This is a genomic window from Pseudacidovorax intermedius, assembly GCF_003350475.1.
Classification (GTDB): Bacteria; Pseudomonadota; Gammaproteobacteria; order Burkholderiales; family Burkholderiaceae_C; genus Xenophilus; species Xenophilus intermedius.
This window is the reverse complement of sequence record NZ_QQAV01000001.1, coordinates 491,057-509,494: the sequence shown is the minus strand read 5'-3', so window position 1 is coordinate 509,494 and position 18,438 is coordinate 491,057. Positions and strand designations below refer to the sequence as shown.

The following is an 18,438-nucleotide window of genomic DNA, read 5'->3' as shown; positions in this document are numbered from 1 at the left end:
TGGCGCGGATCATGGGCGGCCACTTGGGAGGAATCGTGGATGACCGCGCGCTGCGGCGCTTCCGCCTTTGTCCGACAAGGGCGGCGCAGCCACCGCCGCGCCCGGCCGCAGCCGTTGTCGTAGAGTGCTTGGCCAGACGGCCCCGCGCCGCCCAACGCGCGGCTTCACGCCTTGCCGCCTATGCCGATTGCCCGCTCCGCAGCCCCGACCATGAAGCACGACCTGCCTTTCCTCAACCCCTACCGCCACGGCTTCGCGCGCGTGGCCGTGGCCATGCCGCGCAACCGCGTGGCCGACCCGCTCTCCAATGCCGCCGAGACGATCCGCCTCTACCGCGAGGCCGAGGCCCAGGGCGCGGCGGTGGTGGCCTTTCCGGAGCTGGGCCTGTCGGCCTATACCTGCGACGACCTGTTCCACCAGTCTGCGCTGCTCGATGGCTGCGAAGAGGCGCTGGCCCAGGTGGTCGAGGCGTCGCGCGATCTGAATGCCGTGGCCATCGTCGGCGCGCCGCTGCGGGTGGAGCACCGCCTGTTCAACTGCGCGGTGGTGGTGGCACGTGGTCGCGTGCTGGCCGTGCTGCCCAAGACCTATCTGCCCAACTACGGCGAGTTCTACGAGGCGCGGCAGTTCAATGCCGCCGGCAGCGCCGTGACCGACCATGTGCAGCTCTTCGGCCACCGCGTTCCCTTCGGCACCGACATCGTGGTGCGCGCGCGCGAGCTGCCGCTGCTGGCGCTGCATGTGGAGATCTGCGAGGACCTGTGGACGCCCATTCCGCCGTCGAGCTTCGCGGCGCTGGCGGGCGCGACGGTGCTGGTCAACCTGTCGGCTTCCAACATCATCATTGGCAAGGCGGCCTTCCGGCACCAACTGGTGGGCCAGCAGTCGGCGCGCTGCATCGCGGCCTACCTCTACACCTCGGCCGGCATCGGTGAGTCGACCACCGACCTGGCGTGGGATGGCCAGTCGCTGATCTACGAATGCGGCGATCTGGTGGCCGAAGGCGCGCGCTTCGCCAACCAGGCGCAGCTTGTGATGGCCGACGTGGACCTGGAGCGCCTGGCCCATGAGCGCATGCGCCTGACCAGCTTCGGCGAGACGGCGCGCCGCCACAAGGCCGAGCTGGCTAATTGGCGTACGGTCGAGTTCGACCTCACGCCGCCCGTGCAGGTGCCCGGGGGCCTGATGCGCACGGTGGAGCGCTTTCCCTACGTGCCGGCCGACGCGCGCTCCCTGGACGAGCGCTGCTACGAGGTCTTCAACATCCAGGTGCAGTCGCTGGTGCAGCGGCTCGAGGCCTCGCGCATCGGCAAGGTGGTGATCGGCATTTCGGGCGGACTCGACTCCACGCATGCGCTGCTGGTGGTGGCGCAGGCCATGGACCGGCTGGGCCGCCCGCGCAGCGACATCCTGGCCTACACCATGCCCGGTTTCGCCACCAGCAGCCGCACGCTGCAGCAGGCCCATGCGCTGATGCGCGTGGTGGGCTGCACGGCGCAGGAGATCGACATCCGCCCCAGCTGTCGGCAGATGCTGGCCGACCTGGGCCATCCCTTCGGCCGCGGCGAGCCGGTGTACGACGTCACCTTCGAGAACGTGCAGGCCGGCGAGCGCACCAGCCACCTGTTCCGCCTGGCCAACCACCACGGCGGCATCGTGGCCGGCACGGGCGACCTGAGCGAGCTGGCGCTGGGCTGGTGCACCTATGGCGTGGGCGACCACATGTCGCACTACAACGTCAACGCCAGCGTGCCCAAGACGCTGATCAAGCACCTGGTCAACTGGGTGGCGGGCAAGGGCCTGCTGGGTGACGAAGGCAGCCAGGTACTGCAGGCCATCCTCTCCACCGAGATCAGCCCCGAGCTGGTGCCCGCCGACGCGCAGAAGCAGGGCGCCGAGCCTGCGCAGAGCACCGAGAGCGTGGTCGGCCCCTACGAGCTGCAGGACTTTCACCTGTACCACACGGTGCGTCACGGCATGCGCCCCTCCAAGGTGGCCTACCTGGCCTGGTGTGCCTGGCACGACCGCGAGCACGGCCCCTGGCCCGACACCCTGCACGGCGAGCGCCACCAGTACACCCTGGCCGAGATCAAGAAGCACCTGGGCACCTTCCTGTTCCGCTTCTTCCAGATCAGCCAGTTCAAGCGCAGCTGCGTGCCGAATGCGCCCAAGGTGGGCTCCGGCGGATCGCTCTCGCCCCGCGGCGACTGGCGCGCGCCCAGCGATTCGGAGTCGCGCGTGTGGCTGGACGAGCTGAAGACGGTGCCGGACGAGGTGTGAGGGCGCCAGGCTCTCTTTGGTCGACCGTATTCGATTGGATACAATTCCGCGATGCTGGACGTCCAGCTCACCACCACCTTTCAACGCTGGCTTGGCGGCCTCACCGACCTGCGCGCCCGCATTGCCATTGCGCGCCGGCTGGAGCGCTTGGCCGCGGGCAACGCGGGCGACAGCAAGTCCGTCGGCGAGGGTGTGACAGAGATGCGCGTCGACGTCGGGCCCGGCTATCGCGTGTACTACACGCGGCGCGGGCAGCAGATCGTGATCGTGCTCGCGGGCGGCGACAAGTCATCGCAGCAGCGCGACATCCAGCGCGCACAGACCATGGCCAAGGAGTATTGAGATGCCCGACACCCTTCACGCTTTCGACATGTCCGAGATGCTCGACAGCGACGAGGCCATTGCCGAGTACCTGTCGCAGGTGATGGCGGACGGCGATGCCGATGAGCTGGTGGCGGCGCTCGGTCACATCGCACGCGCCCGCGGCATGGCGCAGATCGCGCGCGACGCCGGCCTGGGCCGCGAGTCGCTCTACAAGGCGCTTGCGCCCGGGGCCAAGCCCCGCTTCGACACCGTGCTGCGTGTGGTCAGGGCGCTGGGCGTGCGGCTGGAGGCCCGTCCTGCCGGTTGAGCTGGCGCGGGTCAACCGCCTGGCGTGCGCCGGCCGGGCACCCGCTTGAGCGGCCCCAGCAACGGCCGCAGGCCGTTGTGGTCGATCTCCAGCATCAGCGCCAGCAGCCGGCCGATCTCGCCCTTGGGGAAGCCTTCGCGCGCGAACCATGCCAGGTAGTTGCCGGGCAGGTCGGCGATGAGGGTGCCCTTGTGCTTGCCGAAGGGCATGGGCAGTGTGGTCAGGCGTTCGAGGTCTTCGGGCTTCATTCGGTCTTGGTCCAGTTCAGGCCATCCTTCGAGCGGTAGGTGCCGCCCGTGGCGCAGCAACCGCCGGCGCCGAAGGCCATGCGGCCCAGCTCGGCCGTCACGCCCTGCGCATCGGCCGTCAGCGAATGGCGCTGGCAGCTGGTGAGGATGTTGCCGGGGTAGTAGGGCTTCGGCGCCAGCACCTGCTCCCATTCCACCTGGGTACCCTGCATCGACACGATGCGGTAGACCGCACAGTCGTGGATCACGAGGTGGACGGGCTGGCCGTTCAGCACACCCTGGAATATGTCGTCGGGCCCGGCAGCCTGCAGCGCGAGCGCGGCTTCGGTGGACTGGGGTGGCGGCTCCTTGCACCCCATGGCCAGGCTGGCGGCCATCAGTGCTGCGAGAGCCGGGCGAATGGAGAAAGGCATCCGGCCATTGTGCGGTCGGACCGCCGACCGCTCGACCCACGCCTGTTCGACCTACAACCGTTCAGGCTGAGCTTGTCGAAGCCGGGCGCGGCGCTTCGACAAGCTCAGCGCGAACGGCGAACGGCGAACGGCGAACGGCGAATGCGGCTGCGCGTCCTTCGCGCTCAGCTTCCTGCGGCGTTCAGCGCGGCGGGCGCTTGGCGATCCCCAGCGTCTTCGCCAGGATGCCCAGCATCACCTCGTCCGCCCCGCCGCCAATGGACGCCAGCCGCCCGTCGCGATACAGGCGCGAGACGCGGTTCTCCAGCGTGAAGCCCATGCCGCCCCAGAACTGCAGGCAGGTGTCGGCCACCTGCCTCGTGAGCCGGCCGGCCTTGAGCTTGGCCATCGAGGCCAGCGTGAGCACATCCTCGCCCTGCACATGCAGGTCGCAGGCACGGTAGGTGAGGGCGCGCAGGGCCTCCACCTCGGTCTGCAGCTCGGCCAGCTTGAACTGCACCCACTGCTGGTCGGCCAGCGTGGCGCCGAACATGCGGCGCTCCTGTGCCCATTGCACCGTCTCGGCGATGCACTCCTCCATGGGCAGCAGCGAGCTGGCGGCGCCCCACAGCCGCTCCTCCTGAAACTGCTGCATCTGGTAGATGAAGCCCTGGCCTTCCTCGCCGATGCGAAAGCGTTGCGGCACCCGCACTTCGTCGAAGTAGATCAGGCCCGTGTCGCTGCTGTGCATGCCGATCTTGCGGATCTTGCGCGCCTTCTCGATGCCGGGCCGGTCCATCGGCACCATCACCAGCGACTTGTTGCGGTGCACGGGGCCGTCGCTGGTGTTGACCAGCATGCACATCCAGTCGGCCTGCAGGCTGTTGGTGATCCACATCTTCTGGCCGGAGATGACGTAGTCGTCGCCGTCCTTGCGCGCCGTGCTGCGGATGGCCGCCACATCGCTACCCGCGCCCGGCTCGCTCACGCCGATGCAGCCCACCTGTTCGCCCGCGATGGCCGGCGCCAGGAACTCGCGCTTGAGTTCCTCGCTGCCGAAGCGCGCCAGGGCCGGCGTGCACATGTCGGTCTGCACGCCGATGGCCATCGGGATGCCGCCGCAGCGCACATGGCCCAGCTCTTCGGCCATGGCCATGGCATAGCTGTAATCGAGCCCGCCGCCGCCGTATTCCTCCGGCTTGTTCAGGCCCAGCAGGCCCAGGGCGCCGAGGCCCTTGAAGATCTCGTGCAACGGGGCGATCTCGGCTTCTTCCCAGGCATCCACCTGCGGATTGATGGCCTCGTCGATGTAGCGGCGCAGGGTCTTGCGGATCTCCTGGTGCTCGTGCGTGTACTGCATGGCGCGGGTGTCTCCAGTCGGCCTTCGGGCGCACGCACGGTGGTGCGCGGCGGGCATCGCGCCACTCTAGGAGCCGGGCGCCGGCCCGGCTTGTGCCAAGTGGCTGCCTGGCCCGGGGACACGGGCGCTGGCTACCATTGCGGCCTTCTCCGTTCCCGCCTTCCGAAAGCCCGCCCATGACCCGCCTCGGCACCCCCCTGTCCCCCTCCGCCACCCGTGTGATGCTCCTGGGCTCCGGCGAGCTCGGCAAGGAAGTGCTGATCGCGCTGCAGCGCCTGGGCGTGGAGACCATCGCCGTCGACCGCTACGAGAACGCCCCCGGCCAGCAGGTGGCGCACCGCGCCCGCACCATCACGATGAGCGACCCCGACCAGCTCGAAGCCCTGCTGTCGGCCGAGCGGCCGCATCTGGTCGTGCCCGAGATCGAGGCCATCGCCACCGCCAAGCTCGAAGAGCTGGAAGAAGCCGGGCTGGTGCGCGTGATCCCCACCGCCCGCGCGGCGCGCCTGACCATGGACCGCGAAGGCATCCGCCGCCTGGCCGCCGAGACGCTGGGCCTGCCCACCAGCCCCTACCGGTTCTGCGACTCGCTGGCCGAGCTGCAGGCCGCCATCGACGGCAAGGACGGCGGCCAGGGCATCGGCTATCCCTGCATCGTCAAGCCCGTGATGAGCAGCTCCGGCAAGGGCCAGAGCAAGATCGACGGCCCCGCCGACGTGCAGAAGGCCTGGGACTACGCGATGGCCGGCGGCCGCGTGAGCAAGGGCCGCGTGATCGTCGAAGGCTTCATCGACTTCGACTACGAGATCACGCTGCTCACCGTGCGCGCCCTGGGCACCGACGGCCAGGTGCAGACGCATTTCTGCGCACCCATCGGCCACCTGCAGGTCAGCGGCGACTATGTGGAAAGCTGGCAGCCGCATCCCATGCACCCCGAGGCGCTGCGCAAGGCGCAGGACATCGCCGAGCGTGTGACGGCCGACCTGGGCGGCCAGGGCCTCTTCGGTGTGGAGCTGTTCGTCAAGGGCGAGGAGGTGTGGTTCAGCGAGGTGAGCCCCCGCCCGCACGACACCGGCCTGGTCACGCTGGCCACGCAGTGGCAGAGCGAATTCGAGCTGCATGCCCGCGCCATCCTCGGGCTGCCGGTGGACACCACGCTCAAGAGCCCGGGCGCCAGCGCCGTCATCTACGGCGGCGTGGATGCCACCGGCATCGTCTTCGACGGCGTGGCCGAGGCCCTGTCCGTGCCCGGCACCGACCTGCGCCTCTTCGGCAAACCCGAGAGCTTCGTCAAGCGCCGCATGGGCGTGGCGCTGGCCCATGCGGAGGATGTGGACACGGCCCGCGAGCGAGCCAAGGAAGCAGCGTCCAAGGTCAAGCCGCGGGCGGCGGACGCCGAAGCTCAGGCCGAATAGCGCAGCCGCACCTCGCCCAGCCCTTCGATGGCGCCGACCACGCCGGTGTCCACAGGCGCCGCCAGCAACCCCGTGCACGAGCCCGTGGTGACGATCTGCCCCGGCGACAGCGGCACGCCGCGCTCGGTGCAGTGGCGGGCCAGCCAGCCGACCAGGCGCCATACGTCCTGCGCGGGATTCCCGCCGGTGGTGCGTGCCGCCTCGGCCTCGCCGAACATCAGCGTGGCCTTCAGCGTGCGCAGGTCCAGCGCCTCGGGGGCGAGCGGCGCCGGCGCCCCGACGACCAGGGCGCCATGGCTCTGCAGGTCGGCCAGGCGCAACGGCGCCGGCGCTTCACGGCCGGCGGCCAGGCGACTTTCCACGCATTCGATGGTGGGCACCACGGCGTCGAAGAAGCTGGCGAGTTCGCTGGGCGTGGGCATGTCCTGCCTCACCTCCAGCAGCTTGCCCACGCGCAGGGCGGCCTCCAGCTCGACCCATCGGGCCGCGAAGCGCGCGGCCGGCAGCACGGCGCCGGAGGCAAGGATGACGGACGCGGGCAGCGGCGCGTAGTTGGGTTCCTTCTCGGCGTTAGGCGCGCCGACCTTCCAGCCGCCGATGCCGCCGCCCAGGTGCGCGATCAGGGCATCCTGCACGGCATAGACCTCGGCGGCGGTGGAGGGCAGCCAGCCGGTGGGCGTGATGCGGCGGGCGTCGGAGAAGGCGGAGGCCAGTTGCTGGCCGAGGTCGGTGATGGCGGTCATGGAAGGCGCAGTGCGATGAGCGAGGAAGAGCAGCGCGCGAGTATGCCGGCCCGCGCCCAACCGTGTGCGCCGCTGCCGGCGATGCCTGACGGCAGCGACCTCAGCCCGCTGCCTCGTCAGACCATTCGGCCAGCGCCTGGGCCCGGTACTCGCGCGGCGTCAGTCCCTTGTGCTTGCGGAAGAAGCGGCCGAAGTAGGCCTCGTCGCCAAAGCCCAGGCTCACGGCGATCTGCTTGATGCTGTTGGGGGTGTAGATCAGCTCGCGCTGCGCCTCGTGCAGCAGGCGCGCATTGATCACGTCCAGGCTCGACAGGCCCAGCACCTCGCGGCACAGCCGCGTGAGCTGCCCGGCCGTGATGCCCAGCAGTGCGGCATAGGCCGGCACCGGCAGGTGCTCGCGGTAGCGCGCGTCGACCAGGCGGCGGAAGGTCTCGATCTGCTCGGCGCGGCGCGAGCGCGGCCGCGCCAGGTGTTCCTTCTTCAGCCGGTGCAGTCGCGCCACCTGCACCAGCAGGGCCGTGAGCAGCGACATGCCGGCCGCCGTGTGGCCCGTGTCGGCCAGCCGGTGCTCGGCCTCGATGGCGTGGAAGAGCGGCATCAGCCGCGCCAGCTCGTCGGCCGTCAGCGGCATCAGCTGCGGCGTGCGCAGCGTCTCGCGCAAGGCCGGCATCACCAGGTCGGCCAGCGACTCCAGCGGCCGCTGCGCCGCCGTCACCACCGGCCCGTCGGTGTCGTCGGAGAAGCGGAAGCTGTGCACGGTTTGTGCGGGAACGAGGATCAGGCAGGGCGCCTCGGCCTCCAGCCGTTCATGGTCCACCAGCACCCGCACGCGGCCCTGCCGCAGCACCAGCAGCTGGAGGAAGGCATCGTGCGTATGCGGCTGGATGTCCCAGTTGTAGGGCTTCGAGCGTTGCGGGATCCATTCGAAGTCGAAGCTCGCGAGCCAGCCCGGACTGGCCTGGTCGCCATAGAGCGAGTAGTTGGGAATCGCACGCGCCATGCGCCGGAATTGTCCGGGTCTTGGCTGGAATCGTCAAAGCGATGGCCGGTGGCGACGCCCAGAATTCCCTCGGCATCACGACAACAGGAGACATCGCCATGACGGCCCTTTCCACGGCCCATCCGTCCACCGCCTCGCCCGCTGCCGCCGGCGCATCCGCCCACTGGCTGGGGCTCGCGCAGCAGGTCTGCGTGGTCAGTGGCGCCGCCAGCGGCATCGGCGCCGCCATCGCCCGTGCGCTGGCCCAGGCCGGTGCGCGCGTGGCCCTGCTGGACCGCGATGCCGACGGCTGCGCAGCCATGGCGCGGCGGCTGCAGCAGGACTTCGATGCGCAGGCGCTGGCCATCGCCTGCGACATCGCCGACGAAGCGGCCGTCGGTGACGCAGCGGCACAGGTGCGCGAGGCGCTCGGCCCCTGCAACGTGCTCGTCAACAACGCCGGCCTTCTGCGCGCTGGCGGCCTGGCCGATGTGGATCTGGCGCAATGGAACGAGGTGCTGGGCATCAACCTGGGCGGCTACCTGCTGTGCGCACGGGCGTTCGGGGCGGACATGCGCGCGGCCGGCCGCGGCAGCATCGTGAACGTCGCGTCGATCTCGGGCCGCTTTCCGCAGAGCGGCAGCGGCGCCTACAGCGCCAGCAAGGCCGGTGTGCTGCTGATGTCGCGCCAACTGGCTGTGGAGTGGGGCCCGCACGGGGTGCGCAGCAATGCGGTGCTGCCCGGCATGATCCGCACGGCCCTGTCCGCGAAGTTCTACGAGGAACCCGGCTTCGAGGCCCGGCGCGCCGCCATGACGGCCAGCCGCCGCATCGGCGAGCCCGAGGACATCGCCGACGTCGCGCTCTTCCTGGCCAGCCCGCGCTCGGCCTATGTCAACGGTGCGGAGATCCTGGTCGATGGCGGCATGGCCAACATGCTGATGGACATGGTCCCCCGCCCCGGTTTCAATGGCTAAGACCACCCCCAGGCTGCGCGCTGCGCGCTCCGCCAACCCCTTTCCAGGGGGCACATCCTGCGGCCCGGCAAAGCCGGTTCCGCGGATGTTCTCGAATGGCCTGCTCCGCGGCCATTCGATGTCGTGCGTATGGGGTCGCCTCGGCCGATCGCAACGCTGTGCCTGATTTCTGAGGAGACCTTCCATGACCAAGGATTTCGACCTGCTGGTCGTCGGCTCCGGCGCCGCCGGCCTGACCTGCGCCATCACCGCGAAGAAGCGCGGCCTCACGGTCGCCGTGCTGGAGAAGGAGCCCGTCTTCGGCGGCACCACGGCGCTGTCGGGCGGCGTGCTGTGGATTCCGCTGGGCCCGCATGGCCGGCAGCAAAACCCCGCCGACACGCGCGAGGCCGTGCGCACCTACCTGATGCAGGAGAGCGGTCGCTTCTACGACGAGGCCACCGCCCAGGCCCTCATCGAGCATGGGCCGGCCATGGTCGACTTCCTGCAGCGTGAGACGCAGATGCAGTTCGTGCCCACGCTCTATCCCGACTACCACTGCGACGCGCCCGGCGGCGCGCAGGTGGGCCGCTCGATCCTGGCCGCGCCCTACGACATCCGCGGCCTGGGCGAGGACATGGCGCGGCTCAAGCCGCCGCTGGAGACCATCACCTTCATCGGCATGATGTTCAACTCCTCCAACGCGGACCTGAAGCACTTCTTCCGCGCGACGAAGTCGCTGACTTCCGCGCTCTACGTGGCGCGGCGCCTGGCCACGCACCTCAAGGAGCTGGCGCTGTACCGCCGCGGCGTGCAAGTCACCAGCGGCAACGCGCTGGCCGCACGGCTGGCGCGCTCGGCGCTGGACCTGGGCATTCCCATCCTCACCAGCACCCCGGTGCGCGGCCTGCTGGAAGAGGGCGGTCGCATCACCGGCGTTCGCGTGGAAGGCGAGGGCGGCCCGCGAGAGCTGCGCGCGCGCCATGGCGTGGTGCTGGCCTGCGGCGGCTTTCCGCACGACGCCAAGCGCATCGCCCAGGCCTATCCGCATGTGCGTCGCGGGGGCGAACACCTGTCGCCCACGCCCGAGAGCAACACGGGCGACGGCGTCAACCTGGCCGAGGCGGCAGGCGGCGTGGCCGACATCCGCTATGCCGACAGCGCGGCGTGGATGCCCGTCTCGCGTGTGCCGCTCGGCGGTGGCCGCTTCGGCGTCTTCCCGCACCTGCTCGACCGCTACAAACCTGGCGTGATCGCGGTGCTGAAGAACGGCCGGCGCTTCTGCAATGAATCGGAGTCGTACCACGACGTGGGGGCAGCGCTGACCCGCGCCTGCGAAGGCCAGAAGGAAACGGTCATGTGGCTGGTCTGCGACAAGGCCTGCCTGGCCAAGTACGGCCTGGGCTACGTCAAGCCCGCGCCCATGCCCATCGGCCCGCACCTGCGCAGCGGCTACCTGCTGCAGGGCCGCACGCTGGCCGAACTGGCCGCTCAGGCCGGCATCGACCCGCAGGGCCTGGAGGCCACGGTGCGCGCCTACAACCCGCCGGCCGAACGCGGCGAGGATCCGGCCTTCGGCCGCGGCAAGACGGCTTTCAACCGCTACCTGGCCGACCCGGAACACCGGCCCAACCCCTGCGTCGCGCCCGTGGCCCAGGGGCCCTTCTATGCCGTGCGCGTGGTGATGGGCGACCTCGGCACCTTCGATGGCCTGCAGACCAGCCTGGTGGGCGAGGTGCTGCGCCGCGACGGCCAGCCGATCCCGGGCCTGTACGCCACCGGCAACGACCGGGCCAGCATGATGGGCGGCGCGTATCCTGGGGCCGGCATCACCCATGGACCCAACATGACCTTCGCTTATCTCACGGCCCACCACATCGCCGACCAGGCCCTGGCGCCGCGCGCGGTGCCTGCCGCCGTCGTGCCGGTGCGGGAAGAGGTGGCTGTATGAACGCGGCCTCCGTGTCCGCACCGCCCGCCATCGCGGCACCGCCGGGCAAGCCGCTGGTGGACCACCGCATCTACACCATCGCGCTGCGCAAGATGCCCGAATTCCTGCAGGTCTTCAACCAGCTGGCCATGCCGGTGCTGATGCAGACCCTCGGCCATCCTCTGGGCTTCTGGACCAGCCTGGTGGGCCCGCAGAACCAGTTCGTGCATCTCTGGGCCTACGAGGACCTGGCCGACTACGAACGCCGCAGCGCCGCACGCGACGCGCATCCCGACTTCGCCCGCTACCTGGCCGCCTCGGGCCACCTGATCACGGCGCAGGAGACGCGCCTGATCCGGGCGGTGGCGATGCCGGGATGGGTCGCTCCGCCGCTCGACACCGCGCGCTGACGCCGCTGCGTCACGAGGCCTCTTCGAACGGGTGCACCTGGATGTCCCCGTCGGGGAAGGACGCCACCAGCTTCAGTTCACCTCCCAGGGCCTGGACATAGGCGCGCAAGGTGCTGACGTACATGTCCTCGCGGCGCTCCAGCTTCGACACCGCAGCCTGCTCCACATGCATGGCCTGTGCGAGCTCGACCTGGGTCACATTGCGGGACTTGCGCAGTTCCTGAAGCTGCATCTCCACGAGCAGCGCTTCTGCCCGCGCGGCAGCGCGTGCCTGGGATGCGGGGGACATCCCGGCCCGCAGTTCGCCGAATTTCCTAGCCATGGGTCTGCCCTTCCTTTCTCAAGGTCTCGAGGTGGATGTCGTACAGACGGTCAGCCAGCGGCACCTGCACCGCATACCAGCGATCGTCGCCGGTCTTGTCCCCGCCCAGCAGCAGGATGGCGCAGCGCCGCGGGTCGAAGGCGTAGAGGATCCGGTAGGGCCGGCCCTCATGCTGGATCCGGAGTTCGCGCATGTGCGGGTGCCGCGAGCCATGGATGCCGGAACTGTGAGGAAAACCGAGATTCGGTCCTCGCGCTTCGAGCAGCCGGACCGACGCATCAATGGATTCCTGCTCCGCCTCATCCAGCGTCGCCCACCAGATGCCCAGCTCGTTGGTGTACTCGACGTCCCACTGCTTCGGCATTATTCCCCCTGAAATCTATTCCTTCAACAGAATATTCTGCGCCTCCAGTGAGCGCGGTTGGGTCATGGAGTGCCGCATCTTCAATGCGCAGCAAGGGCGGCCGTGAAATACATCGCATCCATCACCCCGATCTCCGCCGCGAGCCGGGGCATGAAGTCCATCTGGTCCAGCACATCGCGCTGCAGGTCCACGCCGGGTGCGATCTCGAACAGCTCCACGCCCTCGGGCGTCAGGCGGAAGCTGGCGCGCTCGGTGAGGTAGAGCACCTGCTGCCCACGCACCACACCCTGCGGGCCGCTGAAGGTGATCTGGTCCACGCGCTTGACGAGCTTCCTCACCGCGCCCTGCTGCAGCACCCGCAGCCGGCCGTCACCGGTGGCCAGCTTCACGCCCTTGGCCGCCAGCGTGCCGCAGAACACCACCTTGCGTGCGTTCTGCGCGATGTCGATGAAGCCGCCCGGCCCCACCGTCACGCCGCCCAGGCGCGACACGTTCACGCTGCCTTCCTCGTCGAGTTCGCCGAAGCCGAGAAAGGCCACGTCCAGGCCGCCGCCGCCATAGAAGTCGAACTGCGTGGCCGCATCCAGCATGGCCGTGGCATTGCGCGCATAGCCGAAGAGCACGCCGTCCATCAACGTGCCGCCGTAGGTGCCATGCTCGATGGTCTGGTAGATGCGGTGCTGCTCGTTGCGCGCCGCGATCAGCTTGGCCACCGCGTCGGGCACGCCCACGCCATAGTTGATGACGGGCCGGGCCTTGCCGGTGTTGAACAGCTCGACGGCGGCGCGGCGCGCCACGGCCTGGCGTTCGCCGAAGGCCTCCTGCGCGGCGGCCAGTTCGCGCGCGTGGTCCGCTGCCTCGCTCTGCGCGCGCGCGGTGCCGGTCAGCTCGCCGCTGAAGGCCGGGTCGAAGGGGATGTCGTAGCTGGTGCGCTGCGCCGGGTCGACCACGATGGCATCGACCCAGGCCGAGGGAATGCGCACTTCGCGCGCCTTGAGAGCGCCGCGTGGCAGCCGCTCGGCCACCTGCACGATCACCCGGCCGCCGCTGTTGCGCGCGGCCAGCGCCAGCGAAGGCGCATCCAGGTTGGCGGCCTCATGCTCGAAGCTGATGTTGCCGTCCTCGTCGGCCGCGCTGGCGCGCACCAGGGCCACATGGATGGGGAAGGGCTTGTAGCGCAGCCACTCGCGCCCATCGAGGGTCAGCACCTCGGCCAGATCGTCCTTGGCCGCCTCGTTCATGCGGCCGCCGCCGTGGCGCGGGTCGCACACCGTGCCCAGGCCCACGTGGCTGATCAGGCCGGGCCGGCCGGCGCCGATCTCGCGCATCAACTGGCTGCTCACGCCGCCAGGAAGGATGTAGGCCTCGATGCGGTTCTCCAGGGCCAGCTGCTGCATGGCCGGCGACCACACCCAGTGGCCACCGATCACGCGCTTGACCAGCCCTTCGTGCGCGAAGCAGCTCATGCCCTTGGTCTTCTTGTCGCCGATGCCCAGCGCATGCACCACCGTCAGGTTGCGCGGCGCCCGCGTGGCCAGGAAGCGCGCCTGCACGGCCTCGAACAGGTGCGTGGCCTCCATCAGCCCGCCGCCGCCACCCATCAGGCCCACGGTGTCGCCATCGCGGATCAGGGCCACCGCCTCGGCGGCCGTCATGAATTTGCCGTCTGCCATGGCGGGCCTCAGCGGTGGATGTCGAACAGGGCCGCGCCCTTGCGCAATGCCGACTTGGCGATCACACCGCGATGGATCTCGCTGGTGCCGTCGAAGATGCGGTAGATGCGCGCATCGCGGTAGTAGCGCTCGATGGGCAGCTCCTTGCAGAAGCCCATGCCGCCGAAGACCTGCACCGCGCGGTCCACCACGCGGCCCAACGTCTCGGCCGCATGCACCTTGACCATGGCGATCTGCTCGCGCGCATCGAAGCCCTGGTCCAGCATCCAGGCGGCCTGGTAGACCATCCAGCGCGCCGCGTTGATCTCGATGACGCTGTCGGCCAGCATCTGCTGCACCATCTGGAAGTCGCCGATGCGGGTGTCGAACTGACGACGCTCGCCGGCGTACTGCAGCATCAGCTCGCACACATGGCTGGCCTTGCCCACGGCGCGCGCGCCCACCTGGGCCAGGCGCACCACATTCAGTGCCCCCATCGCCAGCTTGAAACCCTGGCCGCGCTCGCCCAGCAGGGCGGCGTCTTCCAGCGCCACGTTGTCGAAGAACAGTTCCACATGCGGCGTGCCGCGCAGGCCCATCATCTGCTGGTCCTTGCCGACGGTGAAGCCGGGCAGGCCCTTGTCGACCATGAACATGCTGATCTCCTTCTCGCCGGTGCGGGCCGAGACGAGGAAGAAGTCGCTCCATTCGCCGTCGCTGATGAAGTGCTTGCCGCCGTTGAGCACCCAGCCGGCGTCGGTCTTCCTGGCATGGGTCTTGATGCCCGCTGCGTCGGAGCCGGCGCCGGGCTCGGTGATGGCGATGGCACAAGTGCGCGTGCCTTCCACCGAGGGCTTGAGCCAGCGCTCGACCTGGTCGCCGCGGCAATGCAGCAGCGGCTCGTACACGTTGCCGAAGGCGCGGCGGATCAGCTGGTCGCTGGTGTGGCCGAACTGCTCCTCGCAGAGCACGCGGTCCAGGTTGGAGAGTCCGCCGCCGCCCAGCTCGGCCGGCATGTTGAGGGCGTACAGGCCCAGCGAGCGGGCCTTGTCGTGAATGGCCTGTGCCTGCGCGCGGGGCAGGGCGCCGTGCTCTTCGAGCGTCTGCTCCAGCGGATGCAGTTCCTCGGCGATGAATCGACGGACGGTGTCGATCATCATCTTCTGTTCGTCGTTGAGGGCGAAGTCCATGGTGTTTAGCGGTGAAGGAATAGGTAAAGAAGGTCCCCGGCGTCGGACGCCGTTCGGGGCAGTAGGAGGCGGCGAGGGCTGGCTCGTCGAGTGGCCGCGGAGCAGGCCATGCCCGTGCACCCGTGGAACTGGCTTTGCCAGGCCACCGGGTGCGCCCCCTCGGGGGGTATGGAATGGCCACACGCAGTGAGGCCATTCAAACGGGGGGAGCCTTTACGCGCTGCTGAACCAGCGGGCGCCGAAGAAGAAGGGCAGGCGCGAAATTCGGTTCGCGGGGATCAGCATGGCCAGATGTGCAGCGCGGCGTTCAACCCACAAAAGGCATCGACGCCCGCAGGCAATGCGCCGCCCATTCGGCCGGCGGCTCCTGCGCCTCGCGCGCATGGTTCGTCACCTCCACGCTCACGGGCAGGTCGGCCGGCAGGGCGGCGAACAGGCCGTGCAGGTCGATGTTCCCATCGCCGGGCAGCAGCCGGGCGCAGCGCGCGGTGTGGATCAATTCGTCGTTGCTGAAGTGCGTGCCGGCCTCGGCATCGCAGATCTGCGCGTAGTGCAGCAACGCGCGCGGAATGGCGCGGATGTCCGCCAGCGTGCTGCTGCTGCGGCCGAAGTGCAGCGCATCGACCAGGATGCCCGCATTGCCCGGCGACCCGGCATTGCGCACCACGCGCAGGGCGGCGGCGGCATCGCGCACGCCGGTCCAGGGCATGAATTCCAGGTCGGCCGTCATGCCGAAGGGCTTCATCGCCTCGCACAGGCGCGCGTAGTTCTGCGTCAGCCGGGCCTCGTCGCCATCGTCGCCGGCCACCAGGATGGCGCGGGCGCCCAGCGCGGCGCCGATGTCGTAGAGCGCGTCCCAGCGGTGCGGGTCGAAGTCGGGGTCGATGCGGATGATCTCCAGGTCGAACACGCCCACGCCGGTGTCGCGCAGGGCGGCCTGCGTCTCGCGCAGTGCAGCCGGCTGGCCGATCAGCTGCTGCTGCGGCGCGCCCGGTGCGTTGGGCCAGAGGCGCAGGCCGACGAAGCCATAGCCGGTCTGCGCCGCCAGGCGCACGGCCTCGACGGGGGGGCAGCGGTGGCTGCTCAGGTAGGCCAGGGACAGTGGACGAGTCATGGTCGTTGTGTCACTTCATCGGCGAGACGGCCGTGGGCATCGCGATGGTCGAGACCATCTCGGTCGTCAGATGGGCCGGACCGCCCTTGGGCGGCCAGATGCCCTGGGCCACCGCGTCGGTGCGGGCGCGGCTGCGCGCGTCCAGCGTCGGGTAGGCCCAGATGTTGGTGAAGCGTGCGGCGCCGTCCAGCGCCACCATGGCCACCACGCAGGGCGAGAGTTTCTCGCGCGGGGGCAGGTATTCCTGCCACAGGTCGATGGTCGGCTGCGTGCCGCCGGGCTTGATGCCGTAGGTGCGGATCTCGTAGACGGGGCCCTGGATGCCCGACTCGGCACTGGGCCGCGCGGGCTTCATCCAGTCGAAGCCGCGGTAGCTGTGCTGCTCCAGCCGCTGGTAGATCTCGCCGCAGCCGAAGGGGCTGGCGCTGGCCTGCGTGCGGGTGCGCTCGGCCTCCAGCGCGCCCAGGCTGTCGAAGCCGCGCAGCACCAGCATCTGGTTGAGCACGCCGATGTCGGTGAACCAGCAGCCCAGCAGTTGGCCCTGCGCTTCCGGCGCGGTGGCGAAGGCCTGGACGGCGGTGGCGGCCGTGCCGGCGGTGCCCATGGGCAGGGTCAGCGTGGCGAGTTCGTAGTAGTGCATGCGAGGGGTTCCTGGTGAAGGGAGTGGGGCGCCGTGGCGGCCGAACGCGCAGGCGCCGAAGGCGGCTCCAGCGGCACGCCGGCCGCGTGGTGGCCGGCGATGAAGCCGAAGGTCATGGCCGGGCCCAGCGTGATGCCGCCGCTGGGGTAGTGGCCGCCCATCAGGCTGGCCATGTCGTTGCCGGCGGCGTAGAGGCCGGGCACGGGCCGGTCATGTTCATCGAGCACGCGGGCCTGCGTGTCCACGCGCAGGCCGGCAAAGGTGCCCAGGCTGCCGGCCACCACGCGCACCGCATAGAAGGGGCCGCGCTGCAGCGGGGCCATGCAGGCATTGGGCTGGCCGGGGCGGGCTTCGCCCTGGATGCGGTTGTAGGCCGTCTCGCCCTTGCCGAAGTCCAGGTCGCGGCCCGCGGCAGCCATGGCGTTGTAGCGGGCGACGGTGTCGGCGAGCCCCGCCGCGTCGATGCCGCAGGCGGTGGCCAGCTCAGCCAGCGTGCGGCCGCGGCGCAGGTAGCCGTTCTTGCGCCAGGCGCGCGTGGGCATCGGCCAGGGCTTGGCGGCGCCCAGGCCGAAGCGGCGGAAGAAGTCGCGGTCGCACACCAGCCAGGCCTGCACCGGCTCGCCCGGCGGCGTGGCGGCCAGCAGGCCCTGCATGAAGTCGTGGTACGAGTCGGCTTCGTTCACGAAGCGCCGGCCATCGGCGCGCACGGCGATCAGGCCCGGCTTGGCGCGTTCGATCAGGTGAGGAAAGTGGCCGGTGCTGCCGTCCTTGCGCGGCACCAGCGAGACGGGCGCCAGCGCTGCCGCCTGCACCAGCCCTTTCGCCATCTGGCCGCCCGCCGATTCGCCCAGCCGCAGGCCGTCGCCCGTGTTGCCGGGGTTGGCGGCGGAGTGGTGATCGCGGCCCATGGGGCCGGCATGCGGCAGCAGAAGGGCCTTGCGCCCCGCGTCGTGCGGAAAGCCGCCACAGGCCAGTACCACGCCGCGCGTGGCCTCGATGGCGAGCGGACCGTCGGCCGACACCACCTCGGCGCCGGCCACCCGGCCGTCCCGCTGCAGCAGCCGCCGTGCGGGGTGCGCGGTGAGGATCTGCACGCCCGCCTCCAGCGCCGAGGCCGCCAGCGCAGCCACCAGCGCATTGCCGTTGACCAGGCGTCGACCCTGGCCGTGCAGCAGCCGGTCGCGCGCATGGGCCAGCACGCGGCGCGCCACGTAGGCGAAGGAGGCCGGCGAGGTCGTCGCGTCCAGAAAGTGCCGCAGCTCCCGGCCCGAGGCGATGCCCATGCCCCACAGCGTGGTCTCGGGCAGCGGCGGCTTCAGGTCGCGCAGACGCGCACCCAGGCGCCGGCCGTCGAAGGGCGCGGCGCAGACCGAGCGCCCGCCGGTGCCCGCGTGCGGGCTGCGGCCATGGAAGTCAGGGATCGCATTGCCGTCGATGAACTGCAGGGCCGTGCGGCGACGGAAGAACTCCACCATGCGCGGCGCCTGCATGAGGAAGGTGCGGGCGCGGGGCTCGTCGAACTGCGCGCCGAGCTCGTGGCGCAGATAGGCCAGTGGTTCCTCCAGCGGCTCGTCGATGCCCGCCGCGCGGGCCAGCGGATTGCGCGGCACCCACATCCAGCCGCCGCTCCAGGCCGTGGTGCCGCCGAACTGCGGCTGCTTCTCGACCACGACCACCTTCAGCCCCAACTGCGCCGCCGTCACCGCGGTGGCCAGGCCGCCCGCGCCCGATCCGATGACCAGCAGGTCGCAGGTCAGGGTGCGTGCAGAGGTGGCGGCGGGGGCGTCGGTCGGGCGGGCAGGCATGAAGGGC

General features: G+C 70.2%; 19 protein-coding genes. 7 read left to right on the top strand and 12 right to left on the bottom strand.

From position 1 onward, the window contains the following. The first annotated feature begins 210 nt into the window (after positions 1-210). The 3 genes from DFR41_RS02195 to DFR41_RS02185 are packed head-to-tail and all read left to right on the top strand — an operon-like array spanning position 211 to position 2,911. Positions 211-2,280 carry an NAD(+) synthase gene (locus DFR41_RS02195; protein ID WP_114801536.1) on the top strand — a complete coding sequence of 690 codons (2,070 nt, stop codon included), beginning with the start codon at positions 211-213 and terminating at the stop codon, positions 2,278-2,280. Between the two features lie 51 nt (positions 2,281-2,331). Further along, entirely contained in the window at positions 2,332-2,622 is a 291-nt protein-coding gene (locus DFR41_RS02190) for a type II toxin-antitoxin system RelE/ParE family toxin (RefSeq protein ID WP_017759719.1), read from the top strand. A gap of 1 nt (position 2,623) precedes the next feature. Beyond that, positions 2,624-2,911, top strand: coding sequence for an addiction module antidote protein (locus tag DFR41_RS02185; RefSeq protein WP_017759720.1), 288 nt, complete (start codon positions 2,624-2,626; stop codon positions 2,909-2,911). An 11-nt stretch (positions 2,912-2,922) separates the two neighbouring features. Here DFR41_RS02185 and DFR41_RS02180 read toward each other — a convergent pair whose 3' ends face one another. From DFR41_RS02180 to DFR41_RS02170, 3 genes are all read right to left on the bottom strand, one after another. After that, complete coding sequence (locus DFR41_RS02180; RefSeq protein ID WP_114801535.1) at positions 2,923-3,159, bottom strand: DUF3820 family protein; 237 nt, start codon at positions 3,157-3,159, stop codon at positions 2,923-2,925. Next, positions 3,156-3,572: a hypothetical protein gene (locus DFR41_RS02175; protein WP_114801534.1), complete on the bottom strand. Its 417-nt coding sequence runs from the start codon at positions 3,570-3,572 to the stop codon at positions 3,156-3,158. The genes DFR41_RS02180 and DFR41_RS02175 overlap by 4 nt, the downstream gene beginning before the upstream one ends. Before the next feature lie 181 nt (positions 3,573-3,753). Continuing rightward, complete coding sequence (locus DFR41_RS02170) at positions 3,754-4,911, bottom strand: acyl-CoA dehydrogenase family protein (protein ID WP_017759723.1); 1,158 nt, start codon at positions 4,909-4,911, stop codon at positions 3,754-3,756. Positions 4,912-5,087: 176 nt separating this feature from the next. Here DFR41_RS02170 and purT point away from each other — a divergent pair, with 176 nt between their 5' ends. Further along, a complete protein-coding gene (gene purT / locus DFR41_RS02165) occupies positions 5,088-6,326 on the top strand; it encodes a formate-dependent phosphoribosylglycinamide formyltransferase (protein ID WP_017759724.1) in 1,239 nt (412 codons plus the stop codon). On the opposite strand, the gene DFR41_RS02160 is transcribed toward purT, so the two are convergent. Both DFR41_RS02160 and DFR41_RS02155 read right to left on the bottom strand, forming a co-directional pair. Further along, positions 6,314-7,069: a 2-keto-4-pentenoate hydratase gene (locus DFR41_RS02160; protein ID WP_017759725.1), complete on the bottom strand. Its 756-nt coding sequence runs from the start codon at positions 7,067-7,069 to the stop codon at positions 6,314-6,316. The genes purT and DFR41_RS02160 overlap by 13 nt on opposite strands. Before the next feature lie 100 nt (positions 7,070-7,169). Further along, positions 7,170-8,069, bottom strand: coding sequence for a helix-turn-helix domain-containing protein (locus tag DFR41_RS02155; RefSeq protein ID WP_114801533.1), 900 nt, complete (start codon positions 8,067-8,069; stop codon positions 7,170-7,172). Between the two features lie 98 nt (positions 8,070-8,167). On the opposite strand from DFR41_RS02155, the gene DFR41_RS02150 reads away from it, so the two are divergent. The 3 genes from DFR41_RS02150 to DFR41_RS02140 all read left to right on the top strand — a co-directional run bounded on the left by DFR41_RS02150 (position 8,168) and on the right by DFR41_RS02140 (position 11,344). Then, a complete protein-coding gene (locus DFR41_RS02150) occupies positions 8,168-9,025 on the top strand; it encodes an SDR family NAD(P)-dependent oxidoreductase (protein WP_114801532.1) in 858 nt (285 codons plus the stop codon). Between the two features lie 184 nt (positions 9,026-9,209). Beyond that, the gene (locus DFR41_RS02145; RefSeq protein ID WP_114801531.1) at positions 9,210-10,955 is read left to right on the top strand and encodes an FAD-dependent oxidoreductase; all 1,746 of its coding nucleotides are present in this window, start codon (positions 9,210-9,212) and stop codon (positions 10,953-10,955) included. Then, positions 10,952-11,344 carry an NIPSNAP family protein gene (locus DFR41_RS02140; RefSeq protein ID WP_114801530.1) on the top strand — a complete coding sequence of 131 codons (393 nt, stop codon included), beginning with the start codon at positions 10,952-10,954 and terminating at the stop codon, positions 11,342-11,344. Before DFR41_RS02145 ends, DFR41_RS02140 begins: the two co-directional genes overlap by 4 nt. Before the next feature lie 10 nt (positions 11,345-11,354). Here the strand turns inward: DFR41_RS02140 and DFR41_RS02135 are convergent, their stop codons facing one another. The 7 genes from DFR41_RS02135 to DFR41_RS02105 all read right to left on the bottom strand — a co-directional run bounded on the left by DFR41_RS02135 (position 11,355) and on the right by DFR41_RS02105 (position 18,431). Further along, positions 11,355-11,666 carry a helix-turn-helix domain-containing protein gene (locus DFR41_RS02135; RefSeq protein WP_114801529.1) on the bottom strand — a complete coding sequence of 104 codons (312 nt, stop codon included), beginning with the start codon at positions 11,664-11,666 and terminating at the stop codon, positions 11,355-11,357. Continuing rightward, positions 11,659-12,030 (bottom strand): type II toxin-antitoxin system RelE/ParE family toxin, encoded by a 372-nt coding sequence (locus DFR41_RS02130; protein ID WP_114801528.1) that lies wholly within the window; start codon positions 12,028-12,030, stop codon positions 11,659-11,661. Before DFR41_RS02130 ends, DFR41_RS02135 begins: the two co-directional genes overlap by 8 nt. Before the next feature lie 80 nt (positions 12,031-12,110). Further along, positions 12,111-13,703 carry an acyl CoA:acetate/3-ketoacid CoA transferase gene (locus DFR41_RS02125; protein WP_114801527.1) on the bottom strand — a complete coding sequence of 531 codons (1,593 nt, stop codon included), beginning with the start codon at positions 13,701-13,703 and terminating at the stop codon, positions 12,111-12,113. An 8-nt stretch (positions 13,704-13,711) separates the two neighbouring features. Next, the gene (locus tag DFR41_RS02120; RefSeq protein ID WP_114801526.1) at positions 13,712-14,872 is read right to left on the bottom strand and encodes an acyl-CoA dehydrogenase family protein; all 1,161 of its coding nucleotides are present in this window, start codon (positions 14,870-14,872) and stop codon (positions 13,712-13,714) included. A 307-nt stretch (positions 14,873-15,179) separates the two neighbouring features. Beyond that, positions 15,180-15,986 (bottom strand): sugar phosphate isomerase/epimerase family protein, encoded by an 807-nt coding sequence (locus tag DFR41_RS02115; RefSeq protein WP_114801525.1) that lies wholly within the window; start codon positions 15,984-15,986, stop codon positions 15,180-15,182. 10 nt (positions 15,987-15,996) lie between these two features. After that, a complete protein-coding gene (locus DFR41_RS02110) occupies positions 15,997-16,626 on the bottom strand; it encodes an NIPSNAP family protein (RefSeq protein ID WP_114801524.1) in 630 nt (209 codons plus the stop codon). Next, the gene (locus DFR41_RS02105; protein ID WP_114801523.1) at positions 16,599-18,431 is read right to left on the bottom strand and encodes an FAD-dependent oxidoreductase; all 1,833 of its coding nucleotides are present in this window, start codon (positions 18,429-18,431) and stop codon (positions 16,599-16,601) included. The genes DFR41_RS02110 and DFR41_RS02105 overlap by 28 nt, the downstream gene beginning before the upstream one ends. Positions 18,432-18,438 lie beyond the last annotated feature (7 nt).